The sequence below is a fragment of the Shewanella gaetbuli genome, assembly GCF_023284065.1.
GTDB classification, from domain to species: domain Bacteria; phylum Pseudomonadota; class Gammaproteobacteria; order Enterobacterales; family Shewanellaceae; genus Shewanella; species Shewanella gaetbuli.
In genome coordinates this window covers 337,612-352,453 of sequence record NZ_JAKIKP010000001.1, presented here as the reverse complement: position 1 = coordinate 352,453, position 14,842 = coordinate 337,612, and the positions used below count along the sequence as shown (strand labels likewise).

Below are 14,842 nucleotides of genomic sequence, written 5' to 3'. Positions count from 1 at the left end.
CTTAGTCGCCAGATAATGCGGCAAGTAAATCGGCTTGATGTTCTTGCATGATAGGATCAAGCAATGCATCTAAGTCGCCTTCCATAACTTCACCTAAACGATACAGTGTTAGGTTAATACGGTGGTCACTTACACGCCCTTGTGGGTAGTTATAAGTACGAATACGTTCAGAACGATCACCACTGGCAACAAGGCTGCGACGGGTTGACTCTTCTTCACTACGACGCTTTTCATCTTCAACCGCTTGAATACGTGCAGCTAGTACGCTCATGGCTTGTGCACGATTTTTATGCTGCGAACGCTGATCCTGACACTCGACAATAATCCCCGTTGGAATATGGGTAATACGAATCGCAGAGTCAGTTTTGTTAACGTGCTGTCCACCCGCACCTGAAGCTCTAAAAGTATCCACTTTTAAGTCAGCAGGGTTAATTGAAATCGCTTCCGCTTCAGGCACTTCGTGCATAACAACAACAGTACAAGCAGAGGTATGAACACGGCCTTGAGATTCAGTTTCTGGTACACGTTGAACACGGTGCCCGCCTGACTCATATTTTAACTTGCCGTAAACCCCTTCACCGCTGACTTTAACAATAATTTCTTTAAAGCCGCCATGTTCACCTTCGTTAAGGTTCATGACTTCCATTTGCCAGCGATTGGCTTCAACATATTTGCTGTACATACGGTATAAGTCACCGGCAAAAATAGCCGCTTCGTCACCACCTGCTCCAGCACGAATTTCCATAAACGCATTGCTATCGTCGTTGGGATCTTTGGGCAGAAGTAAAATTTGTAGCTCGCCTTCTAAACGCTCAAGCTCTTGTTTAGCGGCTTTAATTTCTTCTTGGGCCATTTCACGCATTTCAGCGTCATCTTCTTCAAGCATTTCTTTGGCTGATTCAAGATCAGCTTGGGCTTGTTGAAAATCTTTGAAGCCTTTTACCACATCTTCAAGTTGTGAATATTCTTTTGACAGAGCACGAAAACGCTCTTGATCAGCAATTACCCCTGCATCAGATAATAACGCCAATACTTCTTCATTACGCTCAAGCAAGCCTTCAAGCTTGCGGATAACGGATTCTTTCATTTAGCTCGCTAACCTTAGTGTTTATCTAATCCGAGCGCGACTCTTAATTGTCCTAACGTATTCAAATCACCTTGACGGCTCGCCGCCGTTAAAGCCTGAGTGGGAGCATGAATTAGACGGTTAGTTAATCTATTTGCTAACTCTAATAATACTTGTTCGCCATCGCCGCCTTGGGCTAACTTGTTCAAGGCTCGTTCAACTAACTCGTCTTTAATTGCCACACTCTGGCTGCGATACTCTCGAATACTGTCAACAGACTCTAAAGAACGAACCCACTCCATAAATAGGTGCGCTTGCTCTTCAGTTATTAATTCTGCTTGCTCGGCAGCTTCCTTACGGGAAGCCATGTTCTGTTCAATGATACTATGTAAATCGTCCACAGTATAAAGGAAAGCGTCGTCTAACTCACCGACTTCTGCTTCTATATCTCTTGGAACCGCAATATCCACTAATAACATCGGTTGATGACGACGTTGTTTCAATGCTTTTTCCACCATGCCTTTACCTAATATAGGTAAAGGGCTGGCAGTGGATGATATCACGATATCGGCACTAGCAAGAAAATCAGGTATTTGTTGCAAAGTGATGGCAGTAGCATTGAACTCTTCACACATTGTTTGTGCGCGTTCTATGGTTCTGTTGGCCACAATCATTGAATCTACTTCATTATCTTTAAGATGTTTTGCGACTAATTCAATGGTTTCACCGGCACCAATTAACAAGACTTTGGTACTTTTAAGGCTGGAGAAAATATGTTTGGCCATACTCACAGCAGCAAAGGCAACAGATACCGCTGCGGCACCTATTTCAGTTTCTGTACGAACTTTTTTCGCCACTGAAAAGGTATTTTGAAATAACCTGTCAATTGTTACAGCCGTCGTGCCAGCTTCTTTTGCTTTTACAAAAGCCTGCTTTACTTGCCCTAAAATTTGCGGCTCGCCCAACACTAAAGAGTCTAATCCAGAAGAAACGCGCATTAAGTGCTTAACGGCGGTGTGATCTTGATAAGCATAAATACATGGCATCAATTCTTCATGGGTCAAGCCATGATAATCTTGTAACCATTCAATAATGTCGGCTTCACTGGCATTGTTGCAATATAACTCAGTGCGATTACAGGTAGACACGATCACAGCTTCACCGCTAGCCGTTCTGCTAGCCAGACTTTTCATCGCATCGTGTATTTTGTCTGGTGAAAAAGCCACTTTTTCACGTAAATCTACCGTGGCGGTTTTATGGTTTATCCCGATTGCTACTAGGCTCATGTGACTCGTTCTAAGTTCTTCTCGGTATCATTAATTAGGCTATTCTACTGAATCAACCAGATTAAAAATACACTAGGGTTAACAAAACCGAATATATGTCTAATTTTTTCTTTATGGTAACAAAATCTTAAAGCGCTTAACGAAAAGCATTTTTACAACTTCCACTTTGCCCAGTATCATAGACTAACCATTTATTTATAAACGAGCTTACTTTGCCGCGTTTCAATCAAATAAAAAGTGCAATTGCTTTTACATTACTGTTGTTGCTAAGTGCTTGTACTAGTTTACCCACACAAGAATATCAACCCACTAATGTCACCAGTGTGTCAGATGCCAGCCACTGGGAATTGCAGGGTAAAATAGCGGTTAAATCATCAACGGATAAATTTAGCACTAACTTATATTGGTTTCACCATACTAAAGGTAATGAATTACGTTTGACCACCCCTTTAGGCACCAATGTATTAACATTAAAAGATGATCAGGGTATAGCCGAGCTAAATGTTGATGGTAAAAATTACCAAGATACTAACCCGCAAGCCTTGTTAAGCTCTGTCAGTGGTATCACCATTCCCTTTGACGACATTCCACTTTGGTTAACAGGTAGAGTTAGCAGCAATGATAACGTTATCAGCTATAATAAAGACGGTAAAATATTAAGCTTTACCAGTCCAGATCCTCAAGCCGATTGGCAAGTAAGCTTTATCAGTTGGCAGCAACAAAGTGGTGTTGAAGTGCCCAGACTCTTAAAAATAGAACGACAAGACGTACAAATACGTATTCAGTCTAATATTTGGCAAGCGTTAACAACAAAATCCAATTAGCAAGGATATTACGTTGAAACATAACAACCGAAAATCTAAAAGCTGGCCGGCTCCGGCAAAGCTAAATTTATTTTTACATGTTACCGGGCAGCGCGCCGATGGATACCATGAACTGCAAACCTTATTTCAATTTATTGACCATTGTGATTATCTTGATTTCCACATCACTGAAACGCCAGAGCTTAGACTTCATTCAAATATGTCAGAGGCTGTCCCTGACAGCGATAACTTAATTCTAAAAGCTGCAAAATCTTTAAAAGAAGCTACCCATTATTATGGTGGTGCAGACATTTGGTTAGACAAATTATTGCCAATGGGAGGCGGTTTAGGTGGGGGGTCTTCAGATGCAGCAACCACTTTAGTAGCCTTAAATGCATTGTGGAAAACCCACTTACCTGTACATGAATTAGCTAAAATTGGATTAACGCTAGGCGCTGATGTGCCAGTGTTTATTAATGGTTTAGCGGCTTTTGCCGAAGGTGTGGGAGAACAATTAAAAACGGTATCACCGCCTGAAAAATGGTACCTAGTTATCATCCCTGATGTGCATGTTTGTACTCGCAGTATATTTCAACATCCTGAGTTAAAACGTGACACTCCCAAACTGAGTATGGACACTTTACTGTCCAATAGTTGGACAAATGATTGTCAAAACTTAGTGATCAAACAACACCCTCAAGTTGCCAATGCCTTAAGCTGGCTGGTAGAATATGCGCCGTCGAGAATGACCGGAACAGGCGCATGCGTGTTTGGCGAGTTCGAGCATTCGCAACAAGCACTTGATGTTTTAGCTTTATTACCAGCTAACATGAAAGGTTTTGTCGCAAAAGGGCTAAATAAGTCTCCATTATTGGATCGACTAGATAAGCTCGACTAAATTATTCTAAACCCATTTAAATTGCAGCCGCATTGATGGGTTTAGCCACTAACTTTAAGCAAACACCTGAGGTTCATAAAGTGCCCGACATCAAGCTCTTTGCTGGTAACGCTACCCCAAATCTAGCCAATAAGATTGCCGAACGTTTATTTTGCAAACTTGGCGACGCAGTTGTAGGCCGTTTCAGCGACGGTGAAATCAGTGTTCAAATTAACGAAAACGTACGTGGTGCGGATGTGTTTATCATCCAATCTACTTGTGCACCAACTAACGATAATTTAATGGAATTAATCGTTATGGTTGATGCTTTACGTCGTGCTTCTGCTGGCCGTATCACCGCAGTAATTCCTTACTTTGGTTATGCACGTCAAGACCGCCGCGTACGTAGTGCCCGTGTACCTATTACTGCAAAAGTTGTTGCTGACTTTTTATCAAGTGTAGGTGTTGACCGCGTATTAACTTGTGACTTACACGCTGAGCAAATTCAAGGTTTCTTTGATGTGCCAGTAGATAACGTATTTGGTAGCCCTGTGCTACTTGAAGATATGTTAGCTAAGAAGTTAGACAACCCTGTTGTTGTTTCACCAGACATTGGTGGCGTTGTACGTGCTCGTGCTGTCGCTAAGCTATTAGACGACTCTGACCTAGCGATTATTGACAAACGTCGCCCACAAGCGAACGTAGCTCAAGTTATGCATATTATTGGTGATGTTCAAGGTCGTGACTGTATTATCGTAGATGACATGATCGATACCGGTGGCACACTATGTAAAGCTGCAGAAGCCCTAAAAGAACATGGTGCAAATCGCGTATTCGCTTACGCGACTCACCCAGTATTCTCTGGCAATGCTGCACAAAATATTGCTAACTCAGTGATTGATGAAGTGATTGTGACTGATACCGTACCTTTAAGCCCTGAAATGCTTAAAGTGGGTAAAGTATCACAACTTACTATGTCAGCTGTACTAGCTGAAGCCATTCGTCGCGTAAGCAATGAAGAGTCTATCTCTGCAATGTTCCGTCACTAATTGGCTCCGTCAGTAATACTGCGCATGCAGCAGATAAAACACACTGACAGATAATCATAATATGCCGCTTATAATAAGCGGCATATTTGTTTCTACAACCTAGAGCAATGCTAGCAAATTCGTTAGACTAGTCACTATCCACTCTTGCGAACATTAAAACTCATGCCTCCAATGCAACTAGATCAAACTGACTTAAAAATACTTAAATTGCTGCAAACGTCAGGCAAGCTGTCTAACCAAGAATTAGCCACTAAAGTTGGCTTATCGGCTTCTCCGTGTTCTAGAAGAGTTAAAGCTTTAGAAGATGCCGGTTATATTGCCGGTTACGCCACTTTATTAAGTGCTACTCATTTTGATTTAGCTTTAACGGCTTTTATCCAAGTACGTTTAGAAAAACATAACCAAGAAGTACTGGAACAGTTTGAAACAACCGTAACCGCTTATGATGAAGTGCAAGAATGTTGCCTACTGACCGGTAGCGACGCTGACTACCAACTAAAAGTGTTGGTAAAAGATATGGCTCACTACAAAACATTTTTATTAGAAAAGCTCACCTCTAACCCGCATATCAGAGGAGTCCACTCTAGTTTTGTCCTTAAACATGTGAAGCAAAAATCAATCATTCCTTTACCCGAGTAATCGACAGGTTAAGTCCCCGCCCTCTAACTTGGCGGTTTTGTCGTTGCAGCTTTGATCTATCGTTACATCGCCTACCCATGATAATTACAAACTTAATACAACTGCACACGACTTTAGAACGCCCTTTCGTGACAAAGATCACCTTTTTGAAAATCGACTTAACGCCATAAAATTGCGTTTAATACAACAAACCCCAGCCCCAAAACAACAAATCACCATAAATACATCGACACCTAAAAGTTAACATCAAAAACAACTCATTTAACGCTAGAGATAACCCCAAAATAACCATATAAAGACAATAAAATCTCGTTGCGAATTTTATATTGAACACTACAATCCGCCGCCTAAAACATTTATTCATTCAGGAAAACGGCAGTTCATGGCAACACAATTAAATGGGCAATTTAGTTCAAGAATCGGCTTTATTATGGCAGCAGCAGGCTCAGCTGTTGGTGTAGGTAATATTTGGGGGTTTCCTACTCAAGCGGCAAGCCACGGCGGCGGTGCATTTTTATTGATGTATGCTGTGCTTATTGTGCTACTTGGCTATCCAATGCTACTTGCCGAATTGATGGTTGGCCGTCATGGAAAAACCAACCCAGCTGATGCCATGGCTAAATTAGCTAGCCATTCAATAGCTAAAAAAGTGGCTAAATCGATTGGGTTTATTTCAATTATTACCGCAACCTTAATTTGTACTTTTTACAGCATATTGTCTGGTTGGTTTATCAGTTTTGCTATTTCACCAATCACCGAGGCGGCCAACTTGCCTACTGCAACAAGTTGGTTAACTGAGTTTTCAGCATCTCGTAATTTAGTTTTCACTTTAATCTTTATCGCATTGGTCATCTTGGTCATTAGACAAGGGGTACAACAAGGTATTGAGCGTTGGTCAAAGCGATTAATGCCCATGTTGATCCTAATGTTAATTGGTGGTTCGGGTTACATTTTAACTCAGCCTGGGGCAATGCAAGGTTTAAAGGCGTTGTTTACCCCAGACTTTTCAATGGTATTTGATACAGACGTGTTAATTGGTGCGCTAGGACAAACCTTCTTCTCGTTATCGGTCGGTACTGGCGCAATGATGGTTTACGGTGCGTACTTAAGCCAAAAAGAAGATTTAAGTAAATTAACCGCTTATGTCACTTTAACCGATACTTCTGTAGCTTTTTTTGCGGCATTAATGATTATTCCTGCCATGTACGTTGCCCAACATAATGGCGTGCAAATTTTTGCAGAAGACGGCAGCCTACTTAACGCAGACACCTTAGTATTCACGGTGTTACCTGCACTGTTTGATACCTTTAGCGGTGCAAGTCATTATATTTTAGCCATCGTGTTTTTCAGCTTAATGACCATAGCAGGTTTAACCTCAGCGATTTCTATTGTTGAAGTCCCCACCAGCTACATTGTCGAAAAAACAACTATCAGCCGTGAGCGCGCCACCTTACTGGTTGGAGCAACCATTGCAATATTGGCCAGTGTGATTGTGTTTAACTTTGAGGCTCTATTTGGCTTAATCATCACCTTAACAACTGAGCGAGCGCAGCCACTTATCGCGTTAGGCATCGCTATCTTCTTAGGTTGGGTATGGAATAGAAACCAATTAATTAGCGTCATTGCCGCTCAAGAAGGCGTGAATACCAATACTGTGTTCTGGCGTATTTGGCCGGTTTATGTGAAATTCATCTGCCCAGTATTAATCATGTTGATTATCATGCAGTTATTCTTTTAATTTTTCATAGCACATACAAAATGCAGACTTGTATCCTCAAGTCTGCATTTTTATTTACTCTCACAGGTAAATTATATTAGTCAAAACCAGACAATTACTGTATAAGCTGCGCCAAGTTATCATCAATTTTAATCAACCGACTTTAGCAACTGATTTCATCAACGCAACAAAAGCCGATTCAAGAGTCATTAAGGTACACAGTATGTCAGACAAATTTTTCTTCAAAGGGCGTAAAACCCCTAAACCCGCCTATGGTGAAAGTGGCTATAACACTAAGCGACAAACCAAGCTGGGGACCTTGCAAAACCCACTGACATTAACGGTAACTTCAACTGAACGTCTGCAGCAAGTACAAAAGCTGGTTGATGACAATAACCTTGCTGCCAACATTAGTGTTGTGACTGACGGCGCGGAAGATATTGTTGAGTTAAATGGGATTCTGAATAAACCTAAAGCGGTTACCGCAAGCGAAAAAATTAACCGTAATGACCCATGCACCTGCGGCAGTGGTAAAAAATATAAAAAGTGTTGTGGCTAATTTAAGCTATTAAACTTCCCTATTTAAAACGAGCTTATTAAGCTCGTTTTTTCATTCCCCCTTTTCAGTCAAACTTCAATCACACCTCAGCATAAACTGAGCAATTTACCGCCACTCACCGTTAAATAGTCACGGTTGTTTTGGATAATTTGCTTAAATTGGGTAAAGTGTTGCCACCTATTGTTATAAGAACCATAAAAAAGGGTAACTTATGAGTGAAAATTCACACTCAGGTAACGACCTCAGTGAAGTAAAACAGCTTGGCATGTGGGCTTCCATCACCAGTTTAGGCTATATATTTTGGCTTGTTGGCGGTATGGAGCTGGTCGAGCGTATCGCCTATTACGGTGTAAAAGCCAGTGCGGGTTTATATGCAAAATCACCGGTATCAGAAGGCGGTTTAGGGATTGACCTTCATGACTACGGTATCATTATTGCTGTATGGGCAATGTTACAAACCTTTATCCCCGTGTTTACCGGCGGTATCTCTGACCGAGTGGGCTACAAAGAAACCATTTTTGTTTCAACCATTATAAAAATAATGGGTTATTTGATGATGGCTCTTTTCCCAAGTTTTTGGGGATTTTTAGCCGGAGCCATGTTGTTAGCGGCAGGTACAGGGATATTCAAACCCGGCATTCAAGGCACGTTAGTACTATCTACTCGGCGAGAAAACACTTCAATGGCTTGGGGTATATTTTATCAAGTCGTTAATATTGGTGGCTTTTTAGGCCCGTTAGTTGCCGTACATATGCGTCAACTTTCATGGGATAATGTGTTTTATGCGTGTGCGGCTATTATTTCTTTAAACTTCCTATTCTTATTAGCTTATAAAGAACCAGGTAAAGAAGAACGTGTTGAACGTGCCCGTAAAGTTAAGTCAGGTGAAATTCATCAAGAAGCGCTATGGAAAGATGCGCTACACGAGCTGAAAAAACCAGTAGTGATTTATTACATGCTGGTATTTGCCGGTTTCTGGTTTTTATATAATTCGTTATTTGATGTACTACCTATTCATATTGCTGAGTGGGTTGATACCAGTATTATTGTTACCTCACTATTTGGCCCTGAAGGCACCAGTAGTGGTATTTTACAATTCTGGCTGGGCTTAAATAACGAAGGCACAAAAGTCATGCCAGAGGGCATGCTGAACTTAAATGCCGGTATGATCATGACCACTTGCTTTTTAGTGGCCGCGTTCACAGCAAAATACCGTATTACCACAGCCATGCTTATCGGTTGTATTTTAAGTATTGCCGCCATCATGCTTGTGGGAGTATTTAACGCCGCATGGATGATAGTGCTAGCAATTGCCATGTTCTCTTTGGGTGAGATGATGATCAGCCCGAAAAAGAACGAGTTTATGGGGAATATTGCCCCAGAAGGCAAAAAAGCCATGTACTTAGGTTTTGTTATGCTGCCTCAAGGTATAGGTTGGACACTAGAAGGCTATTTTGCGCCAAAACTGTATCAAATTTATGCTTCTAAAGAAGTGATTTCACGAAATGAATTAGTCACCCAAGGTATGAGCCAAGCCGATGTTGACGCCATTCCTCAAGGTGAAGCCTTTATGCGTTTAGTCGACTTTACCGGTATGGAAGCACAACAGCTTACCCATATGTTATACGAAGCCAATAATATTGGGATGGCATGGTACATCATTGCGGCCATCGGTATTATTTCTGCGGTAGGTATTTTCATTTACGGTAAATGGTTACTGCAAATGCAGCGCAACCAACAAGCCGCTAGTGCTTAATCTACGTACACAACAATGAACAAAGGGAGCATCAAGATGCTCCCTTTTTTATCTTCGGCTTTACATTTTCACCCAATTAACTTCATCTGCTGTCAGCGCCCTAAACTCTCCGGCTGGTAAATTTTCATCTAATATAATCTTCCCTATAGACTGACGATGCAGCCCAATAACGGGATTGCGGAAACGGCCAAACATCCGCTTAATTTGGTGGTATTTGCCTTCTTTTAATTCAACAATTGCTTGATGGCTAGTGATAGGTAATAAGGTTGCTGGTTGAGTGGTAATCCCTTCGTATTCAAACCACATCCCTTGCGCAAATGCTTCAATGTACTGTTCATCAATGGCATTAGCCAAGGTCACTTGGTAGCTTTTAGTCACTTTCGCCTCAGGCGACATCAACGCTTGTGACCATTTAGCATCATTGGTGATGAGCAATAATCCAGTTGAATTAACATCCAACCGACCCGCAATATGTAATAACTCTTTATCAACCCCAGTTAACAAATCAACCGCAGTTGGATGCTGTTTATCAACCGTGGCACTGACCACGCCTTTAGGTTTATTCAACATCCAATATTGTCGGGTACGCTGCTGTAATATTTGGTCTTGGCACACAATAAAACTGAATTCGTTAATCTGCAAATCCGCCTGAGTTACCACAACCTCATCCACAAGAACTTGATTATTGGCAATTAACTCTTTGACCGCTTTTTTAGGGATTTGTAGGCGCTTGGCAATAAAGGTGTCAATTCTGCCCCGTTTTGAAATCATAGCTTATGCTTTTTTGTCAGTTGAGTTAGCTAGCATAATACCTTACCCTGTCATTGGAAAAAACTAACAAGGAGTAACATGATTTCGCAACCTGCTTGTACAGAATTGCGCGCTGGAATGAGTATTTCAGAGCTAAAAGCCTCTATTTCAGCACTGGGTAAATTTTTAGAAGACAATATTCTTCATTGCTCAATCAATGATACGCTTAAACTACGAGCGACATTTTTCGACCAACTTCTCAGTATCCTGTGGCAAGCACATGAGTTAGATGAACAGACCATTTCACTCAATGCGGTTGGAGGCTATGGCCGCCAAACGTTACATCCTTTTTCCGATATCGACATCTGCATTATTCATGACCAAGCCCTTAATCAAGATGAATCAGCAAAAGTCAGCGCATTCCTTACTCAACTATGGGACTTAAACCTCGATTTAGGCCATGGCGTTCGTACCATACAAGACACTTATCAAGCCTGTAGAGATGATGTCACCATTGCCACCAGCTTATTAGAAATTCGTCATATCGCCGGTAGCCAACAACACGAAACCCTAGTTTTAGATGCCTTATACGGTGATGAACTGTGGCGCAGTGATAGCTTTTTTGAAGCCAAACTCGATGAACAAAAACAGCGCCATATTAAAGCCCAAGGTACGGCTTATAGTATTGAACCGAATTTAAAAACCAGCCCCGGTGGCATGCGAGACCTACAAACCCTAACATGGGTCGCCCGCAAACATTTTGGTGTTGGCGATATGCTAACCCTAAGACGACGGGGCTTTTTCACCAATGATGAATATGCTGAATTAATGGAGTGTCAAAACTTTTTATTCCGTGTTCGCTTTGCGCTTCATCAAGCCGCCAAACGTCCTGAAAATAGACTCCTGCTACAATACCAAGCTGAAGTGGCAAAATTAATGGGCTTTGGTGAAGGCAGTCCACTTGGTGAAGGTGGTAATATTGCCATCGAAAAAATGATGCGTCAGATCTTTAGAGCAATGAAGCGTATCAGAGAATTAAACCAGTTATTAATGGCGTACTTTGCCCGTGAAATATCACCTAGTGCACACTCTCATGTGATCCCTATTAATGATAAGTTTGAAATTGTTGATCAACATATCCACGTACGTGATGAAGATGTGTTTATTGATCGCTCGCAAATTATGGCGTTGTTTCTATTAATCGCCACTCACCATGATCAAATTATTGGTATTTCTCCGGAAACGTTAAGGCTACTGCGTCAAGTTAGACGACGTTTAATGGGAGACTTACAAGACTTTCAAGCCTGTAGAGAGTCTTTTAAGCAGTTATTTAATCATCCTGAAGGCATGGGGCTGGCAATAACCTTAATGCATCAGCACGGTATTTTAGCTTCATACTTACCCCAATGGCGTGAAGTGGTAGGCCAAATGCAATTTGATTTGTTTCATGCCTATACCGTAGATGAGCATACTCATAAATTAATTAAAAATATCTATAACTATGGTGCAGACTTGCAAAATGGCACCATAGATAAAGACCGTCAACTTGCCGCAGACCTTTACCAAAAAATGCCTAATAAGTCCTCTTTGCTATTTGCGGCATTATTTCATGACTTGGCTAAAGGGCGTGGCGGTGATCACAGTGAACTTGGTGCAGTAGATGCACGTTTATTTGCTAAGTTTCATGGCTTAAAAGTATCACAAGAACGGTTGATATCATGGTTAGTTGAAAATCATTTATTGATGTCAATTACCTCACAGCGCATGGATATTCATGACCCTGACGTGGTTAACCGTTTTGCTAAAACCGTGGGTAGCCAAACTCGTCTAGATGCATTGTATTGTTTAACTATCGCCGACATTCAAGCCACCAACGATGACCTATGGAATAACTGGAAAGCAGCATTACTCAAAGAGCTTTATTTCGCGACCCGTAAAGCATTGCATAATGGCTTTGAAAACGTACAACAACTCAGAGTCATTGTGCGTGATCATAAGCAAGACGCCATTCAGTTATTACAACAAGAAAACGTTGATTTAGAAGAAATAAAAGCGCTGTGGAAACGGTTGCCTTTATCATTTTTCAGCCATGCTGAAGCTAACGATATAGCCCGTTACAGTAAAGCGCTACTAGCACACACCAAACAACCTGAACATGAAAGCCAATTTGAAACCTTAATATTAATAGACAATGTGACGGTAAAAGGCTGTAGCGATGTTTTTGTGTATAGCAAAGACAGACCTGGGCTATTTGTAAAACTATTCAATGCTTTAGCCAGATTGAAAATATCGGTTAAGCAAGCACAAATTTCCATTACCAAAGATGGCTACGTTGTTGAGGCATTTAAAGTTCTCGATTTTGATGACATGCCCATTTTTAGCGATGCTCGCAGAACTCAAGTATTACAAAAATTGTATAAGGTTTTGGATCATGATGCTCAGCTGCCTAAGGTGCGCGAGCCACGTACCCATAAAAACTTTGAAAACCAATTAAGTGTCGAGTTCCTGTATTCTCGCCAATCAACCCGTACACTATTGAATGTATCAGCGCTAGATACCAGTGAGTTTATGGAGCAGATATCGAATGCTTTCATTAAACAAGAACTGACAATCCATTCCGCCAACATTAGTACCGTAGGTGAACGTGCCGATAACGTTTTCTTGTTATCCAATAAACATGGTCAACAGCTCGATAAGCAAGAACAACAACAATTAGCGTCTTTACTTAATGAGTCTGTAGGTAATGATTAATTAGCCTTTAGCGAGTGCATAATAGCCTTTAGCGAATAAGTAACCTTTAGCGAAGACATAAAGGTGTCGTAGTTTGCATTTTGCTCTGAGAAAGGTTTTGCCCCAAAGGAGTTTGCAATATGGCCTGCGACCACTAACATTGTGGCGCTTCGTCCACACCAGACCGAAGGGGCAAAACGCACGCTTTTTTTTTACAAAAGAAGCCCTTTGGAAATCCTCAACGCCCCAGGCGAAAAATGCTGAAAAACACATAATTTTCGATGGGGATTAATCCAGCTTTTAACCTCATCATTATCCGTCTTTGGCCATTGTCGAAAAGCTCTAACGACCTTTTCTCGATGCCCTCAATTAAAATTAAGTCTAAAAGTACTAAGTTGTGTTTTATGGGTTTCTATACTTAAGAAAAGATAAATAAATTAACAAAGTGAGTACCTGCAACACATATATCCACCAAAATAAACGAATTAGGCTCTAATGTAGTAGCTAAATCATATTAGCCTATACACGGATGACTCGCTACGCAGGCAAACCCTCAGGCCAATGTTGATAAAAACTTAATTGACCTAATAAAATCAAGATGTTAAGTTTCGGCTGTATTAGCAGAAAAATGTTTTGCAAATATAATATCGAAGAGTGCCTAAGAGATTTTATCGGCACTCCAGCGACTATGATTATGCTATTTCAAACATACGAGCATTTGAAGCTCATAAATAATAAAAGGGAAAAAAATGAATAAACTTCTAGTCACTGTTGCAATTGCAGCCGTATTAACAACTGGCTGTACAAGTGTACCGATGGAAACGAAAGAAAAAAGTGAAATGGCTAAACAGTTCAATTCACCTCCTGAGGGCAAAGCTGGATTATATATATACAGGTCAGGAAGTTTTGGTGGCGCCTTGAAAAAAGATGTTTGGCTCGATGGTGATTGTATCGGTGAAACAGCGCCTAACATGTTCTTTTATGAAGCTGTAGAAGGCAATAAGGAACATAAAATTTCAACAGAGTCTGAGTTCTCACCAAATGATTTAATAGTTACAACTGAAAGCGGTAAAAACTATTTTATAAGTCAGTATATAAAAATGGGGGTTTTGGTTGGTGGTGCTGGTGTAGAACTTGTTGACGAAAGTAAAGGAAAACAGCACGTTTCAAAACTAGATATGGCTATTAAAGGTAAGTGTAGTTCATAGCATAATAAACTCATTAAAAAGGAGAGTTTAAGTATACAGTTTGTATATTTTCACTCCGGTCAAATTTGATTGCTACATAGACTCTCCTTTGTCAACACATAGCAACTCACTGTAACTGAGAAAAAGGGGTTGAGTTAATTTAACCAGTTGAGATACTTTTTTCATCTAAGCTACTGGTAATCGATTCAATAATTTAACTCCCTTTTGTCCAAAAATAAGTCTCAAACTTTAATGTCCTCCGGCAAAAGGAAGCATTTATTGCTCCCTTTGTTTTTACCCACAATTGATAATAATCACAATAAATCAGTGTTCTAAAATAACGTAGGGAAAATGCTTGATAGCAAGGCAGTTATTTCGATAAGTCGTGCTTCTACACTCAAAAAATCTAATACCGTTATTGAG

At 40.8% G+C, this 14,842-nt stretch carries 12 protein-coding genes; 9 read left to right on the top strand and 3 right to left on the bottom strand.

Translation table 11 applies throughout. The features are described 5' to 3' along the window. Position 1: 1 nt before the first annotated feature. Both prfA and hemA read right to left on the bottom strand, forming a co-directional pair. Positions 2-1,087, bottom strand: a complete 1,086-nt coding sequence (prfA, locus tag L2672_RS01515; protein WP_248994062.1) for a peptide chain release factor 1 — start codon at positions 1,085-1,087, stop codon at positions 2-4. 14 nt (positions 1,088-1,101) lie between these two features. Further along, positions 1,102-2,352: a glutamyl-tRNA reductase gene (gene hemA, locus L2672_RS01510; RefSeq protein WP_248994061.1), complete on the bottom strand. Its 1,251-nt coding sequence runs from the start codon at positions 2,350-2,352 to the stop codon at positions 1,102-1,104. Positions 2,353-2,564: 212 nt separating this feature from the next. Here hemA and lolB point away from each other — a divergent pair, with 212 nt between their 5' ends. The 7 genes from lolB (at position 2,565) to L2672_RS01475 (ending at position 9,752) form a co-directional block, all read left to right on the top strand. Further along, a complete protein-coding gene (gene lolB / locus L2672_RS01505) occupies positions 2,565-3,176 on the top strand; it encodes a lipoprotein insertase outer membrane protein LolB (protein WP_248994060.1) in 612 nt (203 codons plus the stop codon). A 13-nt stretch (positions 3,177-3,189) separates the two neighbouring features. After that, positions 3,190-4,053 (top strand): 4-(cytidine 5'-diphospho)-2-C-methyl-D-erythritol kinase, encoded by an 864-nt coding sequence (ispE, locus tag L2672_RS01500; protein ID WP_248994059.1) that lies wholly within the window; start codon positions 3,190-3,192, stop codon positions 4,051-4,053. Between the two features lie 80 nt (positions 4,054-4,133). Beyond that, complete coding sequence (locus tag L2672_RS01495; RefSeq protein ID WP_248994295.1) at positions 4,134-5,081, top strand: ribose-phosphate pyrophosphokinase; 948 nt, start codon at positions 4,134-4,136, stop codon at positions 5,079-5,081. 162 nt (positions 5,082-5,243) lie between these two features. Then, positions 5,244-5,720, top strand: a complete 477-nt coding sequence (locus L2672_RS01490) for an Lrp/AsnC family transcriptional regulator (RefSeq protein WP_248994058.1) — start codon at positions 5,244-5,246, stop codon at positions 5,718-5,720. Positions 5,721-6,102: 382 nt separating this feature from the next. Next, entirely contained in the window at positions 6,103-7,458 is a 1,356-nt protein-coding gene (locus L2672_RS01485; RefSeq protein ID WP_248994057.1) for a sodium-dependent transporter, read from the top strand. A 202-nt stretch (positions 7,459-7,660) separates the two neighbouring features. Continuing rightward, positions 7,661-7,996 (top strand): PBPRA1643 family SWIM/SEC-C metal-binding motif protein, encoded by a 336-nt coding sequence (locus L2672_RS01480; RefSeq protein ID WP_248994056.1) that lies wholly within the window; start codon positions 7,661-7,663, stop codon positions 7,994-7,996. Between the two features lie 211 nt (positions 7,997-8,207). Next, entirely contained in the window at positions 8,208-9,752 is a 1,545-nt protein-coding gene (locus L2672_RS01475) for an MFS transporter (protein ID WP_248994055.1), read from the top strand. Between the two features lie 60 nt (positions 9,753-9,812). Here L2672_RS01475 and L2672_RS01470 read toward each other — a convergent pair whose 3' ends face one another. After that, complete coding sequence (locus tag L2672_RS01470) at positions 9,813-10,523, bottom strand: 16S rRNA pseudouridine(516) synthase (protein ID WP_248994054.1); 711 nt, start codon at positions 10,521-10,523, stop codon at positions 9,813-9,815. 78 nt (positions 10,524-10,601) lie between these two features. Here L2672_RS01470 and glnD point away from each other — a divergent pair, with 78 nt between their 5' ends. Both glnD and L2672_RS01460 read left to right on the top strand, forming a co-directional pair. Next, a complete protein-coding gene (gene glnD, locus L2672_RS01465; protein WP_248994053.1) occupies positions 10,602-13,253 on the top strand; it encodes a [protein-PII] uridylyltransferase in 2,652 nt (883 codons plus the stop codon). A 728-nt stretch (positions 13,254-13,981) separates the two neighbouring features. Next, positions 13,982-14,440, top strand: a complete 459-nt coding sequence (locus L2672_RS01460; RefSeq protein WP_248994052.1) for a DUF2846 domain-containing protein — start codon at positions 13,982-13,984, stop codon at positions 14,438-14,440. The last annotated feature ends 402 nt before the right edge of the window (positions 14,441-14,842 follow it).